The 18617-nt window shown below is 69.1% G+C and carries 15 protein-coding genes; 8 read left to right on the forward strand and 7 right to left on the reverse strand.

Annotated features, from left to right (window positions below):
• Window positions 1-92: 92 nt before the first annotated feature.
• From ATK30_RS21395 to ATK30_RS21420, 6 genes are all read right to left on the reverse strand, one after another.
• Complete coding sequence (locus ATK30_RS21395; protein WP_101437115.1) at window positions 93-1022, reverse strand: N-acetylmuramic acid 6-phosphate etherase; 930 nt, start codon at window positions 1020-1022, stop codon at window positions 93-95.
• 16 nt (window positions 1023-1038) lie between these two features.
• Window positions 1039-1950 carry a MurR/RpiR family transcriptional regulator gene (locus ATK30_RS21400; protein WP_101437116.1) on the reverse strand — a complete coding sequence of 304 codons (912 nt, stop codon included), beginning with the start codon at window positions 1948-1950 and terminating at the stop codon, window positions 1039-1041.
• Between the two features lie 301 nt (window positions 1951-2251).
• A complete protein-coding gene (locus ATK30_RS21405; RefSeq protein ID WP_101437117.1) occupies window positions 2252-4006 on the reverse strand; it encodes a serine hydrolase domain-containing protein in 1755 nt (584 codons plus the stop codon).
• 11 nt (window positions 4007-4017) lie between these two features.
• On the reverse strand, window positions 4018-5292 hold the full coding sequence (locus ATK30_RS21410) for an exo-beta-N-acetylmuramidase NamZ family protein (protein ID WP_101437118.1): 1275 nt from the start codon (window positions 5290-5292) through the stop codon (window positions 4018-4020).
• Window positions 5289-7091, reverse strand: a complete 1803-nt coding sequence (locus ATK30_RS21415) for a glycoside hydrolase family 3 protein (RefSeq protein ID WP_167442203.1) — start codon at window positions 7089-7091, stop codon at window positions 5289-5291. Before ATK30_RS21415 ends, ATK30_RS21410 begins: the two co-directional genes overlap by 4 nt.
• A gap of 634 nt (window positions 7092-7725) precedes the next feature.
• On the reverse strand, window positions 7726-8547 hold the full coding sequence (locus tag ATK30_RS21420) for an HAD family hydrolase (protein WP_101437119.1): 822 nt from the start codon (window positions 8545-8547) through the stop codon (window positions 7726-7728).
• A 694-nt stretch (window positions 8548-9241) separates the two neighbouring features.
• Between ATK30_RS21420 and ssd the strand changes: the two genes are divergently transcribed.
• The 8 genes from ssd to ATK30_RS21465 all read left to right on the forward strand — a co-directional run bounded on the left by ssd (window position 9242) and on the right by ATK30_RS21465 (window position 15410).
• Window positions 9242-10300 carry a septum site-determining protein Ssd gene (gene ssd / locus ATK30_RS21425; protein ID WP_101437120.1) on the forward strand — a complete coding sequence of 353 codons (1059 nt, stop codon included), beginning with the start codon at window positions 9242-9244 and terminating at the stop codon, window positions 10298-10300.
• Window positions 10301-11452: a TadA family conjugal transfer-associated ATPase gene (locus ATK30_RS21430; protein WP_101437121.1), complete on the forward strand. Its 1152-nt coding sequence runs from the start codon at window positions 10301-10303 to the stop codon at window positions 11450-11452.
• 262 nt (window positions 11453-11714) lie between these two features.
• On the forward strand, window positions 11715-12368 hold the full coding sequence (locus tag ATK30_RS21435) for a type II secretion system F family protein (protein WP_244194683.1): 654 nt from the start codon (window positions 11715-11717) through the stop codon (window positions 12366-12368).
• Between the two features lie 281 nt (window positions 12369-12649).
• Complete coding sequence (locus ATK30_RS21440) at window positions 12650-13060, forward strand: type II secretion system F family protein (RefSeq protein WP_376772243.1); 411 nt, start codon at window positions 12650-12652, stop codon at window positions 13058-13060.
• Window positions 13061-13090: 30 nt separating this feature from the next.
• Window positions 13091-13255, forward strand: coding sequence for a DUF4244 domain-containing protein (locus ATK30_RS21445; protein ID WP_078561018.1), 165 nt, complete (start codon window positions 13091-13093; stop codon window positions 13253-13255).
• On the forward strand, window positions 13255-13593 hold the full coding sequence (locus ATK30_RS21450) for a TadE family type IV pilus minor pilin (protein ID WP_101437124.1): 339 nt from the start codon (window positions 13255-13257) through the stop codon (window positions 13591-13593). The genes ATK30_RS21445 and ATK30_RS21450 overlap by 1 nt, the downstream gene beginning before the upstream one ends.
• A complete protein-coding gene (locus ATK30_RS21455) occupies window positions 13590-13952 on the forward strand; it encodes an Rv3654c family TadE-like protein (protein ID WP_101437125.1) in 363 nt (120 codons plus the stop codon). Before ATK30_RS21450 ends, ATK30_RS21455 begins: the two co-directional genes overlap by 4 nt.
• 837 nt (window positions 13953-14789) lie before the next feature.
• Window positions 14790-15410 carry a bifunctional DNA primase/polymerase gene (locus tag ATK30_RS21465; RefSeq protein ID WP_101437127.1) on the forward strand — a complete coding sequence of 207 codons (621 nt, stop codon included), beginning with the start codon at window positions 14790-14792 and terminating at the stop codon, window positions 15408-15410.
• 44 nt (window positions 15411-15454) lie between these two features.
• On the opposite strand, the gene ATK30_RS21470 is transcribed toward ATK30_RS21465, so the two are convergent.
• Complete coding sequence (locus ATK30_RS21470) at window positions 15455-18445, reverse strand: DEAD/DEAH box helicase (protein WP_167441970.1); 2991 nt, start codon at window positions 18443-18445, stop codon at window positions 15455-15457.
• Window positions 18446-18617 lie beyond the last annotated feature (172 nt).

The following is an 18617-nucleotide window of genomic DNA, read 5'->3' on the forward strand; positions in this document are numbered from 1 at the left end:
GGCACTGCCGGGGCGGCGGCGAAAAGCCGTGAAGGGCTCCTTGAAGGAATCAGATTCCTTCAAGGAGCCCTTCACGGACAATCCGGTACAGCTCAGCCAGCGCGCAGGTGCAGCGAGTCGAGCGCCTTGCGCACGTGCCCGCCAGCCGCGGACAGCGCCTCGGCGGAGCTGGTGACGTCGCTGCCGGACAGCAGGTGCACGAGCGCCACCTTGAGGTCGCCGCCGGCTTCGGTGAGCGCGTCGGAGCAGTCGGCCATCGCCATGCCGGTGGCTTCCTGCAGGATCCGGATGGTGCGGCCGCGCAGCTTCGCGTTCGTCGCGCGCATGCTGACCATCAGGTTCGAGTACGTCTTGCCCAGCTTGATCATCGTCGCGCTGGAGAACGCGGTGAGGATGAGTTTCTGCGCCGTGCCGGCCTTCATCCGGGTCGAGCCCGCGATGGCCTCGGGACCGGTGGCGACGGCGATCAGCACGTCCACGCCGGCCGGTTTCGCGGCGCGCGGGTTCGCCGAGACGAGACCGGTGTGCGCACCGATCCGGCTGGCCTCGACGAGCGCGCCGAGCACGTACGGCGTGCGCCCGGAGGCGGCGAGACCGAGCACGAAGTCGCCCGGCTGCACCGAATGCGCGATTTCCGCCGCACCGGCGTCCGCGTCGTCCTCGGCGTTCTCGACGGCCTGCCGCAGCGCCTTCTCGCCGCCCGCGTGGTGGGCGATGAACCAGTCGCCGGGCACGTTGAAGGTCGGCACCAGCTCGGCCGCGTCGAGCGTCGCCAGGCGGCCTGAGGTGCCCGCGCCGACGTAGTGCACGCGCCCCCCGCCGCGCAGCGCCTCGACGGCGTAGTCGACCGCGCGGGCCAGCTGCGGCAGCACCGCGGCCACCGCGTCCGGCACCCGGCGGTCCTCGGCGTTGATCGCGCCGAGGATCCCCATGGTGGACATCAGATCGATGTCCACCGTGCGCGGGTTTCGTTGTTCGGTGGGCGAATCGACGTGCACCGTCTGGCAGGGGACGGACATCAGATCCTCGCTTCTGGGTTCACTTGCCGGTTTCCCGCGGACGACGACGACCGTCGGGTCTGACCCCGAGCCGGTGCGAGCCGACCGCGTCCCTCGTGGCGTCCAACGCGCTGACCGACGCCTCCATGTGGCGCTGCGCGACGCCGATGAAGAGGCAGTCGATCACGGTCAGCTGGGCGATCCGGCTTGCCGTCGCGCCGGACCGGAACGTGGTTTCGCGGGCCGCCGTGGTGAGCACGTGGTCGGCGACCTCGGTGATCGGCGAACGCGGGAAGTTCGTGACCGCGACCGTCACCGCGCCGTGTTCGCGCGCGACTCGCAGCGCCTCGACGGTGTCGGTGGTCGCGCCGGTGTGCGAGACGCCGATCGCGACGTCGCCTGGCTTCAGCACCGCGGCCGAGGTCAGCATGATGTGCGTGTCCGACCAGGAGAAGCTGACGCGGCCGATCCGGTGCAGCTTCTGCTGCAGGTCAGCGGCGACGAAAGCGCTTGCGCCCACGCCGTACACGTCGACTCGGCCGGCTTCGGCGACGAGGTCGATCACGCTCTGCAGGGAGGCGACGTCGAGCTGGTCCGCGGTCTCTTCGACGGCGCGCGCGTCGGCGAAGCTGACCTTGCCGATGACGGACGCCAGGTCGTCGCCGGGGCCGATCTCGCCGCCGAGGTTGCGCGAGGTGCGCGCCTCAGTGCGGGCCGTGTCCGCGGCGAGCGCGATGCGCAGCTGCGGGTAGCCGCCGACCCCGACGGCCTTGCAGAAGCGCGTAACGGTGGTCTCGGAGGTGTTCGCGGCGAGCGCGACCTCGGTGATGCTGCGGCGCGCGACCGCGGCCGGGTCTTCCAGGACAACCTTCGCGACGCGCTGCTCGGCACGGGCGAGTCCGGGCAGCAGGGAGCGGATGCGAACCAACGGGCTCGCATCCGCGTCGCGCACCGCCGCCTGACCTGCGAAGTGCTCAGAGGGTGCGCTGCTGACTACGGAATCGGTATCATCCGCCGTCGGAAAGTTACTAACCGTTGGCATTTGCGACAAGGCTACCCACATCCTTCGGCAGAACCACAACCCGTCCGTGTCTGCGGACTTCGGTTTGCGATTAATCGTTGTCAAGAAAGTCGCCAACCGGGTCCACCGTGTTAACGAGCTCAAGCTAACGACTTGGCAACTAAGTGTGTCTAGCGAAGGAGTGTTGTTCCACTGAGTGGGGCCGCGCAGGTCGCAACGCGCGGCCGGACCGCTACCGAGCGCTCAGTTTCCAGCCCGCGGAGGTCAGTTCCGAGGGGTTTCGCTCACCATCGAGAACGACCTGGCCGCGTTGGGTGACTTTCACACTATCGAGGGAGACTCCCCGTCCCGTGTAATTCGGGTCGGTGCTGTAACGCCACCGGAGCGTGGTAGCGGCGGACGCGGGCACCTCCGCGGACACCCGCCACCAGGACCGGTGCCCGTGTCCGCCGAGTGCGGTCGTCTCGTCGTCGGGTGCACCTGGGCCACGGGCCTGGAGCGGAACAGGTTGCCAATTAACCCCGTCGGTGCTCGATTCGAGCTGCAATGGGTCGCTTGGGCCCTCAGTGTCGACGAAAGCGGCGAAGGACACGCGCAGTGGCGCACCCGCTGGAAGCGGTTGGGTACTGAGCGTAGCGACGCTGTTGTTTCCGAGGCCCGCGTACCAAGCGTCGGGGCCTTCGACCGGCCGGACGGCCATCGCCTTCGCGAGCGAGGTTGCCCAGACCTGGCGTGCGGTGTTGATAGAACCCCAGGTGCGCGTGGGGTGCACCCGGTTGGTGAGCAGCAGCGCGAACGACCGCGATTCGGGATCGATGACCAGAGTGGTGCCGGTGAAGCCGGTGTGGCCCGCGCTGACCGGAGACGCCAGCGCGCCCATGTACCAAGGCTGGTCCAGCTCGAAGCCGAGCCCGTGCTCGTCGCCCGGGAAGCGCTGGTTGTAGTTCGTGAGCATCTTCGTGACGGTGTCCGGCCGCAGGATCCGGTGCCCGCGGTAGCTGCCGCCGTTGAGGATGGTCTGCGAGAGCACAGCCATGTCGCTCGCCGTGGAAAACACGCCCGCGTGCCCGGCGACGCCGCCGAGCGACCAGGCGTTCTCGTCGTGCACCTGTCCGCGCACGAGTCCGCGCGGCGGGGTTGTCTCGTACTCGGTCGCGGCGATCCGGGGGAGCTTCGACGCGGGCGGGTTGTAGCCCGTGTCGACCATGCCGAGCGGCGCGGTGATGCGGTCGTGCACCACCTGGTCCAGCGGCTTGCCGGACAGCTTCTCGATCAGGAAGCCGAGCGTCAGCATGTTGAGGTCGGAGTACAGATACGTGCTGCCCGGCGCGTTCTTGAGCGGGCTGTCGAGCACCGCCTTCCGCCGCGACGGGATATCCGGATAACCCTGCCAGAGCGGCGGTGACGGGTCGGCGTCGAAGCCGGAGGTGTGCGTGAGTAGCTGCAGCACGGTGACGTCCTGCTTGCCGTTGGCGCCGAACTCCGGCAGATAGCGCACGACCGGGGCGTTGACGTCCAGCTTGCCCTGTTCGGTCAGCTGCAGCGCGGCGATCGAGGTGAAAAGCTTCGAGATCGACGCCATGTCGAAGATGGTGTCGTCGCGCATCGGCACCTGCTGGTCCGGCGGCAGTTCGGTGCCCTTGGCGTCGGCGTACCGGAGCGCGCCGCCGGTGGCGTAGCGATCCACGATCACGCCGTCGTGCGCGAGCAGGCCGACCGCGCCGGAGAAATGCGGATGCCCGCTGGCGTCCGGCTGCGTCCAGCTCTTCAGGAACTGCTCGGCGTCGCGAATCGGCTGTGGATCGAGGTTGACCTCGCCCGGGCTGCCGTCCCGCAGCGTCGTGCTCGCCGGGGCGAACCCGTGCTGCGGACGGTCGAAGCGCCCGGCGAAGCCGCCGTGTCGGTTGTCGATAGTGGCTGCTCCCGCGGTCGTCGTGGCCGCGACCAGGACGGCCAACGTCGCGACGAGCACTTTCCTAGCACGCATGGCCGCTCTCCTCAGCGATAGATCAGGTAGGGGCGGCGTCTGCGGGCGAAGTCGGCGAGTTCGGCGCGCCACGCGCCGGTGATCTCGTCGACCCCGGCGCCGGCGTCGACCATGGTGCGCAGCCGCGCGGATCCGGACAGCTTGTCGATCATGTGGTCCGGCCGCCAGCCGAACTTGTCGGGTGCGATGCGCTTCGCCGTCACGAACATCGAGACGGTGGTGCTGATCGCGTCGAAGGCCCGCGGATCGGTGACGGTGACTTGTACGCCGCCGCAAGGCTCGTTCACGAACTTGCCGAAGGTGGGCACGAAGTAGATCTCGCGGAACGCCGCGCCCGGCAGGCGGAGCTTCTCGAGTTCCTCGCGCCAACGCCAGTCGAGACCGGGCGCGCCGATGATCTCGAACGGCCGCGTTGTCCCGCGTCCTTCGGAGAACACCGTGCCCTCGAACATGCCTGTGCCCGGGTACACGAGGGCGGTGTCCGGCGTCGGCATGTTGGGGCTCGGCAGGACCCAACGAAGACCGGTGTCGGCGAAGAAGCTGTCGCGTCGCCAGCCGCGTACCTGGACGACTTCGAGCTTCGCCAGCTTCACGCCTTCGCCGGGAAGGAACTCAGCGGCGAAGAACCGCGCCAGCTCGCCGACGGTCATGCCGTGCTGCTGCGCGATCGGCTTCAGCCCGACGCCGGACGAGAATTTCGGGTCCAGCACTGGGCCGGACAGTCGTCCGCCGATGGGGTTTGGCCGATCTAGAACGACGAAGGTCGCGTTGACCTTCGCGGCAGCGACCATCGCCGTGTACAGCGACCAGATGTAGGTGTAGAAGCGCGCGCCGACGTCAGCGATGTCGAAGACGACAGTGTCTAGTCCGGCCTTCTGGAACAGCGAAGCGAGTTTCGTCGGGTTAGCGCCGTACGCGTCATACACCGGGATACCGGCGCGCGGGTCGGTGTAGTCGCCTTGGGAGCCACCGGCTTGCGCGCTGCCGCGAAAGCCGTGCTCGGGCCCGAAGGCCGCGACGGGACGTACGCCCGCCGCGACCATCGAGTCGACAATGTGATCGCCGTTGGCGAGCACGCCCGTCGGATTGGACAGCACGCCTAGCTTGCGTCCGGCGAGCGGACTCCAGCCCTGCGCGGCGAGCTGTTCAGCACCGGTGAGTACCCGGTGTTCCAGCGGGTTTTGCTCCGGCTGCGGCTCGGATGCCTGTGCCGCTGCTGAGCCGCTCGCCAGTACTGGGACAGCGAGAGCCGGAACGGCCAGGAAATTCCTGCGGTTGAGAGTCACCAGGTCAGTCCGTGTCCGAAGGGGTATTTGACGGTGTGCACGTCCGCCCCGGCCGGGACGTCGACCGGCAGCTTCCCGCTGGGCTTCGTCTCGCCGAGCACGACCTTGGCCAGCGCTTCGAGCGACGGCGTGATGTAGCCGTAGGTGGCGAGCCAGGTCGGCACCGGGTTCGCGTACCCGGCGTCGTACGGGATCTGCGCGGCGACCGCCACCACCGGCTTGCCGGTGTCCATCAGTGCCTGAAGAAGCTTGCCCTGCAAGGGGAAACCGCCGAGATTGTTGGTCAGCACCACGACGACGTCGTTCTGCTTCGCGGCTGAGGCGGCTTCGGCGATCTGCGCGTCGGTCGGCGTCTGGCCGGTGGCCAGCGCGGTCGCCTTCGTACCGTGCGCGGTGAAGCGGTCGGCAAGCGTTTGAGTCGTGGTCACGCCCCACCCGGTGACCAGCACGCTCGACGGCTTCTGCTTGAGCGGCAGCACCCCGGCGTCGTTGGCGATCGCGGTGACCGACCGGTCGGCGATGCCCTGCGCGGTGGCCAGGTGCTCCGGCGTGCCGACCTTCTTCATGACCTGCGCCGGGTTGGTGAACGGCGAGTACAGGATTCCGCGCTTCAGCTTGAGCTTCAGCACCCGCAGCACGCTCTGGTCGATCCGCTGCATCGGCAGGTCGCCGGACTTCACCGCGGCGAGCACAGAGTTGATCGCGACGTCCAGATGCACCGGCATGAGCAGCTGGTCCACTCCGGCTTTCAAGGCGAGGACCGGGATTTCCGCGTCGCTGTGCAGCTCCCGCACGCCCTGCATCTCGAGCGAGTCGGTGATCACGACCCCGTTGTAGCCGAGTTCGCCGCGCAGCTTGCCGGTGATGATCGGCTTCGACAGCGTCGCCGGCTCACCGGACGGGTCGAGGCTCGGGAACTGGATGTGCGCGCTCATGATCGAGTCGATGCCGGCGGCGATCGCGGCCTTGAACGGCGGCACGTCGATCGCCCGCCACTGTTCCTCGGTGCGGTTGATCTTCGGCAGTCCGGTGTGGCTGTCGGTGGCCGCGTCGCCGTGGCCGGGGAAATGCTTCGCGGTGGACGAGACGGTCTGGTTCGCCGGACCGGAATCCTGGTAGCCCTTGACCTCCGCGGTGACGAAACTGCTGGCCAGGTCGGGCCGTCCGGAGAACGACCGGACGCCGATGACCGGGTTGGCCGGGTTGGAGTTGACGTCCGCGTCCGGTGCGTAGTCCTGGTTGATGCCGACCGCGCGCAGCTCGTGGCCCAGGATCGTGGCGGCCTTGGTCGCGTCGCCGGTATCGCGGCCTGCGGCGATCGCCATCGAGTTGGGGAACTCGGTGGCCGGCGCGCCCATCCGCGTGACCGTGCCGCCCTCCTGGTCGGTGCCGATCTGCAGCGGGATGTGCGCGCCGCTCGAGATCGCCGCGCGCTGCAGGCCGTTGGACAGCTTCGCGACCTGGGCCGGGTCGTCGAAGTTGTCGCGGCTGGTGTTGTTGAAGTAGATGACGCCGCCGAGGTGGTACTTCTGCACGGCCTGCGCGGGAGTGTCGACGCCGAAGTCGGTTTGGTTCTTCGGGTTGACCTCGTCCGCGGACTTGCCGTTCACCCACGTGACGAACAGCTGCCCCACTTTTTCTTCGAGGCTCATGCCGCGCAGCGCCCGCGTGGCCGCGGCGTCGAGCTGGGCGGTCGCCTGCTGCGGTGTCTGCTGCGGCGGTTTCGGCGCGGCGAACGCCGAGGAACTCAACCCCCCGACGGCGAGCACCCCCGCAAGGGGAACGGCGAACACCTGCATCCTCCGCGTGCGCGCGAGTCGGTTCGTCACGAATTGCCTCCCAGTGTCGCGTGCCGCCGCGGGTGCGGACGCGAGTCGTGAAGCGTCCACCGGGCAGCACCGGTATCGGGAAGCTACTCACCGCGACACGGGGTTGTCCATCGGCCGAGCGCAGGAACGAGAGGGTTCACCTGGGAGGACGGGGTCCGGGTGCGCGCGGATTTCTTCGAGACCGGCTCGGTCCGCTGCGCGTGGGTGCGGACATAACACTGGCGGCACCCGTAAGCCAGGGGCCAACGGGCACCGCCAGTCAGCGCGGACATCTCGGGCGACCAAGCGTGCAACTCTGGTCGTACCTTCATGGACTCGGCGTCCGGCGTCCCGGTACGCAGTCCCTAGACGACGAGCCTCCCGCGGCGTGCTGCGCGTGGGTACCCGGAGTCCGCGCACGGAGGTTGCCCGGGGTGACAGAGGCTTCTCTTCTACCTCTGTCCTGGCCGAATCAACGTCCGCACCTACTTTCTACGCCGTGAGCCCGGTCACTTCAAGTGCGCGTACGGGTGCACCGGTACAGAGGCTCGATCCGGTGACGACAACACCCTCAGCAACGGGCCTAGCTGCGGAAACCGGAGGATGGGTACCGCCACGCGGGTGCTCAGTTTTCGGTGCCGCGAGACCGGCGGCGACGGCTGAGGCTGTACCAGGTAGCGCCCGCCGCGACCGCGCCCACGCCGAGCGCGACCATCCCCGCCGACTTCGCCGGGATCCGGGTGCGCAAGGACATCGGCCGCTCGAACGTGAGGACCGGCCAGCCGTGTTCCTCCGCGGTGCGGCGCAGCAGTTTGTCCGGGTTCACCGCGTGCGGGTGACCCACCACCTCCAGCAGGGGGATGTCGGTGCTGGAATCGGTGTAGGCGAAGCAGTCCGCGAGGTCGTAGCCGTGCGTGGCGGCTTGCTGCTTCGCGGCGACGGCCTTGTTCTCGCCGTAGCAATAGAAATCGACCTCGCCGGAGTAGCGGCCGTCGACGATCTCCATGCGAGTGGCGACGCAGCGGGTCGCGCCGAGCATCTCGGCGACCGGCGCGGCGACCTCCTCGCCGGTCGCGGACAGCACGATCACGTCGTGTCCGTCGGCGAGGTGCTGTGCGATGAGGTCGGTCGCTTCGACGTACACGAGCGGATCGACCACGTCGTGCAAGGTTTCGCGCACGATCGCCGAAACCTGCGCCACATCCCAGCCCGCGCACAACGCGGAAACCTCGGCGCGCATCCGCTCGGTCTTGTCCGCGTCCGCGCCGGCGAGAGAGAAAACCAGTTGCGCGTAAGCACTTCGCAGCGCCGCGCGACGGTTGATCAGTCCCTCGCGCAGCAACGGCTTGCTGAACGCGAGCGCGCTGGACGACGCGATGATCGTCTTGTCGAGATCGAAGAAGGCGGCTACGCGCCGGGGTGCTTCTTCGCTGCGGGGTTCGGCCACGTGATCAGGATAGGCGTACCGCGCGCCGTTGTTGGCAGCACACCGGTCGTGGCGACGGCCGGAAAATCGATGACATCGCCTCGCTCGCGGTCTCGAGTGCCGTTATCGAATCGTATGTGTCACTCACACAGCCAACTCTTAGCTAATGGAGTTACAGTGAGCAGACCCGGTCGTGAACCGGGCCGGTTCAGTCCGACCCCCCGGGGCTGAACCCCTGGCGGCCCTCGTCCCTCCCCCCTGGCGAGGGCCGCCTTCTATTCTCCCTCGTTTTCCCGCATTGGCGAACAATTTTCAGGTCTGCCCGGAAGTCTTTGCGCGACCGGTGTTCCCCGTGCTGACCTGGGCGGTCGTGGTCGCTCGACGCGCGCCGCAGAAGCAAGATCAATTAACCGCACGCTTACCTTTCCGGTGTTTTCTCCGGCTGTGGTGTCGGTTACTCCTCTCGGTGCGGCAAATTTACTTCTTTCCACTTGATTTTCCGGAGTTTCTCCGCGGCAATCGTTTTCTCGATCGAATGCGCGCAGCCGTGCATTGTCTGGTGCGGGCGGACACTCAGGCGGTACTGGATCGATTTCGTCCGCCGAGTTGTCCACAACACCCGGGTTATCCACATGACGGAAAAACGGGCATTGCCGCGGGCTCCGGCGGCGGGCGACGGTGGAAGTCCGGCCCACGAGACCCAGGGGAGGGGCACATGGCCACCGCACAACCGCTCGTCGTCTCCGGCGAGGGAACCGTGTTCGAAGAGATCCGCCGCATCGCCGCCGTAGTCGGTTGCGAGTTCGACCACGCGCCAGACTTGGCCGCCGCACGAGGACGATGGACCCGAGCTCCGCTCGTGGTGCTGGACGAGGACATCACTGGCGGCAGTCCGCCGATGCCAGCGCGCGACAGTGTCGTGCTCGTCTGCAAAGGCGCGCCCGGTCTGGAGACCTGGCGGCGCGCAGCCGCGCTCGGCGCCCGCCGAGTCTTCAGCCTGCCCGACGACGAAGCGGGCTTGACCGGCGCGTTCGCCGATGTCACCGACGCACCAGCCGAATCTCCGGGCCCAGTCATCGCTTTCGTCGGCGGCCGAGGCGGTTCCGGCACCTCTGTGCTGGCCGCGGCGGTCGCTGTCGAAGCCGCCCGCACCGGGCCCGCGCTCTTAGTCGACTGCGACCCGCTCGGCGGAGGATTGGATCTCCCGTTAGGCCTGGAACACACGAAAGGCCTGCGGTGGCCCGAAGTCCGGCTGTCCGGCCGAGTCTCTGTGCCGTCGCTGATCGCGTCGCTCCCCAGCCGTGGCGAGCTCCCCGTGCTGTCCTGCGGTCGCTCCGGCGACGGCCCGACTCCGCGCGCCTTGTCCGCTGTGGTCGCCGCGGGCAGCCGCGCTGGCCGGACGGTCGTCTGCGATTTACCCCGGCATTTCGACGATGGCACCGTTGCCGTCGCGTCGGTCGCCGACTTGGTGGTGCTCGTCGTTCCCGTCGAATTCCGAGCCTGCATGGCGGCGAAGCAGGTCCTGAACTACCTCCGCCCGCACACCGAGCGGTTCGCGGTCGTCGCAAGTGGACAGCGGATCGACGGTGTCCCGGCCTCGCAGACCGCGGGCATGCTGGGCCCGCCCTTGGTCGCCGCTGTGGCTCCGGAACGTCGAGTGGCCACCACTTTGGAATCCGGCGAGTTCGACCTGCCCCCGAAGGGCGCACTCGCGACTGCCGCGCGCGCCGTACTGGCCAACCTGCGTCCTCTCGCGACTGCACAGGCGGCGTAGATGACGACCGATCTCGTCGAACGAGTCCGCCACCGCCTGGCCGGCGAAAGCCGAGGCACCGACCCGATCGCCCTAGCCGAAGCCGTTCGCGCCGAAGCCGGCGGCGCACTGAGCCACGACGCGGTACTGGCCGCCGTTCGTGAAGCCCGAGACGAGTTCGTTGGCGCAGGCCCGCTAGCTCCGTTGCTGGAGGACGACACCGTCACCGACGTCCTGGTCACCGCGCCCGACCAGGTATGGACCGACGGCCCCGCTGGCCTTGCCCACACGACGATCCGCTTCCCGAACGAGGACGCCGTCCGCCGCCTAGCGCAACGCCTGGCCCTAGCCGCAGGCCGTCGCCTGGACGACGCCCAGCCCTATGTCGACGGTTGGCTCCCCGCCCGCCAAGGCCGGATTCGCGTCCATGCCGTACTGCCGCCTATCGCAGCCAACGGCACCTGCCTGTCGCTGCGGGTCCTGCGCCCGGTGACCCACGACCTAGCCGCGCTCCACGCACAAGGTTCCCTCGACCTAACCGCTCTGGGCATCCTCCGCACAATCCTCAAGCACCGTCTAGCCTTCCTGATCACCGGCGGCACCGGTGCCGGAAAGACGACGCTCCTGAGCGCCCTGTTGGGTGCGGTAGCTCCCATCGAACGAATCGTCTGTGTCGAAGACGCCGGAGAACTACGTCCGACCCACCCGCAGTTCGTAAGCCTCGTCGCCCGCCCCGCGAACGTGGAAGGCGCTGGTGCCGTAGAACTCCCGGAGCTGGTCCGCCAAGCCTTGCGGATGCGCCCAGACCGTCTGGTCGTCGGCGAGGTTCGGGGAGCAGAAGTGTGCTCCCTGCTGAATGCCATGAACACCGGCCACGACGGCGGTGCCTGCACCCTGCACGCGAACTCGCCCGCAGAAGCACCTGCCCGCCTGGAAGCCTTGGCAGCCCTGGGCGGCCTTCCGCGAGACGCCCTGCACAGCCAGTTGGCCGCAGCAGTCCGGGTGATCCTCCACATGCGCCGAACAACCTCCGGCCGCCGTCTGACGGAAGTCGCAGTACTCCAGCGCTACCACGGAGAAGTAAAAATCCACCCCGTCTGGCGCGACGGCCACTGGACGAGCCGTCGCTCCCTCTTTACCGCCCTGACTACTCCCGAACCGGCTCGCGACTAGCCCTCCCTGACCGCCCCAGTGCGCGCCGTCTCCTGCATGCGCGTTCGCTCGCGCCAGACCTCGTCCCAGCCTCGGAACGCGCGCACCTCCCTCGTACGACAACTCCTCGCCGCAAGAACCGCACCCCACCATCGCCCAACCGCCCAGCATCGAGGTGACCCCGTTGATCTCCGCGTGGCCGTTCCTCTGCGCAGGCACCGGAATCCTGTGCTGGCCAACCGTTCCCAACCGCCTGCTCCCGACGCCCCGTCTCCAGCTCCGCGTGCTCATCCCGCCCCGCCGGGTCCTCTGGCTGGCTCCAGCGGTCGTCGCCCTGCCGCTGGGCGGAATCGGTGCGGCGATAGCCACCGCCCTACTCACCCTCGCCGTCCGTCAGGAATGGCGCAGCAGAAGGGAAACCAGCGAAACCCTGACCCGCGGCGAGCGCACCTCGACTGTTCTCCGCACGATGGTCTCCGAACTCCGCGCCGGCGCCCACCCGGTAACCGCCGCCGAAGCGGCCGCGGACGCCGTCCCCGAACTCGCCGCGGAACTGCACAACCTCTCCGCCGCCGCCCGTCTGGACGGAACCCTGGAATCGGCTGTGCTCCCCGCCGTCGCCCAATCCTGGAACCTCGCCCGTCGCCACGGCCTGCCCATCGCCGACGCTCTCGAAGCCGCCCGCCGAGACGTCGACGCCGAAGTCGCCTTCACGCGCCGTCTGCGCGCCAAGATGGCTGGCCCGCGCATGAGCGCCATAGTCCTGACCGTGCTGCCCGTCGGCTGCCTGGCGATGGGTCAGCTCATCGGTGCCAACCCGCTGGCAGTCCTCACCGAAACCCTTATCGGCCAAGCATTCCTCGTCGCAGGCGCGGCGCTGCTTTGGGCAGGCACCGCTTGGTCCAGAGCCCTGACCAACCGCAAGGTCGCCCCGTGACCGCACTCAGCCTCGGCCTCGCTGCCACCGCACTACTGCTCTGGCCAAACACCGCCCCGCCCCGACATCTGGCCCGAACGAAACGACCACACCGCACCCTGCGCCCAGAGATCTGGCACCCCGCCACCGCGCTCGTCGCAGGCCTGTCCGCAACCGTCCTCACCGGAATCCCGGTAGGACTAGCCGCTGGCGCGGGCGCCTGGTGGCTCTTGCGACGATCCCGACAGCCTCGCAACCCAGACGACATCGCGGAACGACTCCGTTGCGCGTCGGTCCTGGACATGCTCGCTGCCTGCCTGCGCGCCGGAATGCCAGTTCCAACGGCCCTGGAAGCCGTAGCGCCCGGCGCACCACCCGACACCGGAAACGCCCTGCACGCAACCGCGAACCTGCTCGCTCTAGGCGCCGACTCGACTCCGGCCTGGGCCCCTATCCGAGGCCGGCCTGGCTTCGCCGAGCTGGCAGTCGCAGCCACCCGAACCGCGCGGTCCGGGGCAGCCCTCGCCTCGACTGCCGACGACCTCGCCCGCCGCATCCGCGACGGACTGGGCGTCGAGGCCGAAGAACGCGCCGAACGTGCCGGAGTCGCGCTGGCCTTGCCAGTAGGTCTGTGCTTCCTGCCCGCGTTCTTCGCCCTCGGCGTGCTGCCGGTCGTGCTCGGCCTGGCCGGGCGGATCGGCGGCCTGCTGTGAACCCGTCCACGACAGAAAGGGAAACCGACCATGTGGTTCTTGCCCGGAGACGAGGGCACCACCACCGCCGAATACGCCATCGGCACGGTAGCCGCGGCGGCGTTCGCCGTGGCGCTCTACGTGTTGCTCAGCGGGGACTCGGTCTCCGCGACGTTGGCCGGCTTGGTGCACAAAGCCCTGACGGTGGCGACCTGATGGCGAGCCGTCGCCGGGACGGCGGATTCGTCACGGTGGAAGCCGCTCTTTCGCTGGGCGCGCTGACCGCCGTGCTGGCGATCCTGCTCGCGGGCACCAGTGCGATCGCCGGACACCTCCGATGCCTGGACGCCGCCCGCGAAGCCGCCCGCCTGACCGCGGCCGGACAGTCGGGAGCCGCCGACGCAGTGGTCCAAACCATTGCTCCGCGCGGCGCTCACCTCGCCATCCATCGCGCCGGCGACGGCATCACCGCCGAAGTAACCACCGACGCCCTGTCTGCTCTCCATCTGAGCGCAACCGCCTACGCCATCGTCGAACCAGGCCCAGCCTCATGAACCAAGAACAACCAGCCGACGCTGGCGTAGCCACGATCTGGACGGCCCTAGCCGCGACCACCCTGATCGCCGTGACGGTCCTGGTGTGGTGGTTAGCCGCGGCCATCACCGCCCGCCACCGCACTGAAGCCGCCGCCGACCTGGGCGCGCTGGCCGCGGCAGCCCACGCCGCCGCCGGACCGACCATCGCCTGCGCCCGAGCCAAGGAGGTCGCCGACCACGAACGCACCACGATGACCAGCTGCCGCTGGCACAACCGCGACGCTTTCATCGAGGTCCGCGCCATTGCCGCCCCGATTCCCGGCCTGCCCGCGCCAACCGCGAAAGCCCGCGCCGGTCCGGTTGATCTGCCTCCCTGACCGGCGGCCGCACGCGAGTCTCGCCGAGCTGGTTGCTCGCCGTTCGCCGTCCCGTGCTGCTGATGTCGCTGCTGGCCGCTGCGATCCGGCGGCGCATGGCGGGACGCCGCCGCGAAAGCCGGTGCGGATCTCGGGCTGGACCTGAGGGTCGTGACCGTCGGTTCGGCCGGGGCCCGCGATTCGAGCACGAGCCAGGCCTGGTGTCCCACGTGGGAGCCGAACTCCACCCGCTCCGGTCCGATTTGCTCGCATCTGACCAGTACGCGACTTGGCACGGAGGCCAGCCGCAGGTTCGCGCGAACCACCACCGCTCGTCGCATTCGAAGGGAGTTGCAGCCTGCCAACCGTCCCCGACAACCCTCCCGCTCTGTCACCGTGCGCAGCCGTCAACGGTGTTCCGATCACCCGCCGGAACCGTTCATCGGCGACGAGCCGGACCGGTGACCAGTCGCCGGAACCCTCGCCCGCCCGGACTTTTCCGGCACTGGCGATGAGTGGCGAACGCCACGAGCAGCGGTCGCTGACGCACGCTGAACGGTCAAATACCCAGGTCAGCGAGCTGCTCAGTGGTATGCGTCAGGACGTGTGCGGAAGGGCCGGAAAGTGTCGAATCCCGTGGTGAGCCCGTTCTCGCGGGATGGATGGTGGGGTCAGCGGCCGGTGATCGGCGCGTCGTTATCGGCCGGACAGTGGGCTACTGGGCGTTCATCGCTCGGTAACGGCCGGTTGTCGCGTGGAGTCTTCCCCGCAATGTGCAACTTGCCGTTTAGTGAGACATGCGCCACCACGGCCCCGACCCGGACGGCGCGAAAACCGGACCTCGAAGGCAGGAAAGCAATGTTGGACGCGAATTGGCCGGACAGCTGGCGGAACGCCTTCCGCATCGAACTGCGTGCGGAGGCGATCGGCCTCGCTTGGCGCGGCTGGCCGGTGCTTCCGGGGGCGACCCCGGAACAGATCACCGCGGAGGGGGACGACCTGACCTGGCGCCGACCGGTGCCCGTGCACGACGACTGGCGTGAGCGGGTCGGTTCGCACGCCCACGAGGTCGCCAGCTGGTTCAGCGACCGCACGCACAGCCTGCTCGTCGCGACCGGCACCGTGCTCGACGCGGTCGAGGTGGACCAGGAACTGGGCAAGCGCGCCGCGCGGCTGCTGCGGTCGATCGGGCACCCGGCCCCGATCGTCGCGATGCCGAACGGCCGGTGGCTGTTCCTCACCCGGCCCTCCGAGCATCTGCCGGCCGAACTCGCCGAGCAGATTTCCGTGCAGTGGCACGGAAAGGGCAGCTACATCCCGCTGCCGCCGTCGCCGTTCCAGCACGGCGTCGTGCACTGGCGGGTGAAGCCGGAGGTGTGCGGCTGGCAGCTGCCGCCCGCCGCCGAGGTGCAGGACGTGCTGGTCCGCGCCCTCGCCGACGAGCACGCCCCGATGCTGGTCGAGAGCACCGCCGCCTGATCCGGTCCTATCCCGGCAGGCAGCACGCGACAACCGAATCAGTTTTACGTTCCACCGTGGCCGCACTGTTCCCCGTGCTGACGCAACGCCCCGAGCACGGCTCCCAGTACGGCCACCGCCCCTGCCTTGTCCAGCGGATCGTTGCCGTTCCCGCACTTCGGCGACTGGACGCAGGACGGGCAGCCCGTCGGGCACTCGCAGGAGATGATCGCCTCCCGCGTAGCGGCCAGCCACGGGACAATCGCGGCATAACCGCGGTCGGCAAATCCCGCACCCCCGGGATGCCCATCGTGCACGAACACCGTCGCCTCCCCGGTGTCCTCGTGCCACGCGGTAGACACCCCGCCGATGTCCCAGCGGTCGCACGTAGCGAACAGCGGTAGCAGGCCGATCGCCGCGTGCTCGGCGGCATGCAGGGCACCGGGGACGCGCGCCGGAACCAAACCGGCGCCCCCCGGTGCCCTGCCAGCACCCCCGGTCCCCACCGGCCCCACCGCAACACCGATCTCGACCCCGGCCCCGGGCCCCCGCCCAGCCGCCGGATCGCCCGAAACTTCGCCGGTTACCCCGACAACCGACGAGGCGCCCCCGGCCCCCACCGGTTCCCCAGCCGTACATCTGGCCGCCGACCCCGCCCCGGCCCCGCCAATTCCCCCGGCGGCTGGGGACGCACTCCCTGCTGGTTCTCCAGCCGACTGGCTGCTCGCCGACCCCGCAGGGCCCTCGCCACTTCCCCCGGTGCCCGGAGACGCGCTTCCGGTCTCCCCCGGTTCCCCGGCCGCACAGCTGGCCGCCGATCCCGCCCCGGCCCCGCCGATTCCTCCGGCGGCTGGGGACGCGCTTCCGGCCCCCGTCGATTCTCGCTCCCCACGACTGGCCGTCGATTGCGCATCGGCCCGGCCGGTTCCCCCGGCAGTGCGCGACGCACTCGCTGCGAGTCCTCCACCCGACTGGCTGCTCGCCGACCCCGCACCCGTCCGCCCGGAAATTCCTGCGGCGGGCGATGTGCCCTCTGGCCCCACCGGTCCGGCATGCCCCGCAGTGACTCCGCCGACCTCCCCCGCGACCCGCGCGGCTGCCACCGAACCCCGGCCCCCAGCCGGAGACTCCAGCAGTTCGCCCGAAATCGTGTACCACACCGCTCTCGTGCGGAGGCTCTGTTCCGGCAGGTCAAGCGGCGTATGGTCCAGCACCTCACCCGAGGGCCGCCGCCGGAGGTATCCCACCACCTGCGACGTGACCGCGACCTCGCCCAGGCACACCGTTACCCCGCCGTGGCGGCAGTGTTCTTCCGTCGACAGCACCGAAATATCCACGATCTCGCGCGGCGAAGTCGTCCAGTCCGGGTCCTCCGCGTGCACCAGCGCCAGACCCGTCTCCAGGTCCAGCTCATCGACGACATACGAGGACCCCTGGTGCAAATACACCGCGCCGGGATGTACGGAGTAGCAAGCCGAGCCAGGATCGACGGTGCCCAGCATCCGGCCCGAGTCTGCTTCCACTACCGCGATCTGATCGCCGCCCGAGCCGCGGATGCCTACCTCTCCGTGCGGACGGTCGCGCGAGGTCCAGTACCAGCCACTCGACCGGCGGCGCAGCAGCTTCTCCTCGGCCAGATCCGCCAGCACCGCGCGGGCCGCGTCGCCGCCGAAGGTTTCCAGTTCCGGTTCGGTGAGCGGCAACTCCGCGACGGCGCACGCGAGCTGCGGGCCCAGCACGTACGGGTTCGTCGGGTCCAGCACCGCCGTCTCCACCGGGCGTTCCAGCAACGCGGCCGGATGGTGCACCAGGTAGGTGTCGAGCGGATCGTCCCGCGCGACGAACACCACCAGCGCTTCATCGCCCGAACGCCCGGCGCGGCCGGATTGCTGCCAGAACGAAGCGAGGGTCCCGGGATAGCCCGCCAGAACCACCGCGTCCAGGCCGGCGATGTCGACGCCCAGCTCCAAGGCGTTCGTGGTCGCGACACCTAGCAGCCGACCCGAGAGCAGCGCTTGTTCTAGGGCGCGCCGCTCCTCAGGGAGATAGCCGGATCGGTACGCGGCAACGGTATCCGCCAACCGAGGGTCCACTTCGGACAAAAGGCGGCGGGCTCCCAGGGCGGTCAGCTCGGCACCGCGGCGAGAGCGAACGAAAGCCAGCGACCGAGCCCCTTCGACGACGAGTTCGGTGAGAATCCGCGCGGTCTCGACGCCGGCCGGACGGCGGACGGGCGCGCCGTTCTCGCCAGTCAGTTCATCCAGCAGCGGCGGCTCCCACAGTGCGACCGTCCGTGCCCCGCGCGGTGACGCGTCATCGGTGATCGCAGCGCACTCCACGCCGGTGAGCCGAGTAGCGAAAGAGGCGGGCGAAGCAGTGGTCGCCGAAGCCAGCACGAATACCGGGGACGCACCGTAATGTTCCGCCACCCGGCGCAGGCGACGCAGCAACAGCGCGACGTGCGAGCCGAAGACGCCGCGATAGCTGTGGCATTCGTCGACCACGACGTACCGCAACCGCCGGAAGAACTGCGTCCATCGGGAGTGCGCCGAAAGGATGCCGCGGTGGAGCATGTCCGGGTTGCTGAACACCCAGTTCGCGTGCGCGCGGACCCAGTCGCGCTCTGTCATCGGGGTGTCCCCGTCGAACGCCGCCGCGCGCACTCCCGCGACGTCCAAAGAGGACACCGCGCGCAGCTGATCCGCGCCGAGCGCCTTCGTCGGCGAGAGGTACAGCGCGGTCGCCCGCGCGTCCGTGGCCAGTGCGCTGAGCACCGGCAGCTGATACGCCAGCGACTTTCCCGACGCCGTGCCGGTGGACACGACGACGTGCGTGCCGGCATGAGCCAGCGAAGCCGCCTCGACCTGGTGCCGCCACGGTTTTTCAACTCCGGACGCGCGGAACGCGGCCACGACCGACGGCTCCGCCCACTCCGGCCACGGCTCGTACCGGGCCGCGCGTTCCGGCAGCCGTGACACGTGCGTGACCGGGTTTTCGTGCGCCGGGATCCCCGCCGTGACCCGGTCCAGCAGCCTCCGTCCTCGCTCTCCCACCACGTGCCGAAGCTTCGCACAGGGCACCGACAAAACCGGGCCGAGATCGATCCAGTGACCAATCACACAAGGTCACCGAACGTACTCTGACCGGGACGCATTGCGGACGGTCGGATCACTACCAATACACTCCCTCGATCCACACCCACTGTGGCGAGAGTCATGTGAGACGTGC

Origin of the sequence: Amycolatopsis echigonensis, assembly GCF_002846615.1 — a bacterium.
In the GTDB taxonomy this organism is placed as follows: Bacteria; Actinomycetota; Actinomycetes; order Mycobacteriales; family Pseudonocardiaceae; genus Amycolatopsis; species Amycolatopsis echigonensis.

Bases quoted from the DNA above. Each gene is read 5' to 3' on its own strand.
- ATK30_RS21445 (WP_078561018.1), top strand. From the start codon at position 13,091: ATGTGGTTCTTGCCCGGAGACGAGGGCACCACCACCGCCGAATACGCC.
- ssd (WP_101437120.1), top strand. From the start codon at position 9,242: ATGGCCACCGCACAACCGCTCGTCGTCTCCGGCGAGGGAACCGTGTTC.
- ATK30_RS21430 (WP_101437121.1), top strand. From the start codon at position 10,301: ATGACGACCGATCTCGTCGAACGAGTCCGCCACCGCCTGGCCGGCGAA.
- ATK30_RS21440 (WP_376772243.1), top strand. From the start codon at position 12,650: ATGCTCGCTGCCTGCCTGCGCGCCGGAATGCCAGTTCCAACGGCCCTG.
- ATK30_RS21415 (WP_167442203.1), bottom strand. From the start codon at position 7,091: ATGCAGGTGTTCGCCGTTCCCCTTGCGGGGGTGCTCGCCGTCGGGGGG.
- ATK30_RS21450 (WP_101437124.1), top strand. From the start codon at position 13,255: ATGGCGAGCCGTCGCCGGGACGGCGGATTCGTCACGGTGGAAGCCGCT.
- ATK30_RS21455 (WP_101437125.1), top strand. From the start codon at position 13,590: ATGAACCAAGAACAACCAGCCGACGCTGGCGTAGCCACGATCTGGACG.
- ATK30_RS21405 (WP_101437117.1), bottom strand. From the start codon at position 4,006: ATGCGTGCTAGGAAAGTGCTCGTCGCGACGTTGGCCGTCCTGGTCGCG.
- ATK30_RS21465 (WP_101437127.1), top strand. From the start codon at position 14,790: ATGTTGGACGCGAATTGGCCGGACAGCTGGCGGAACGCCTTCCGCATC.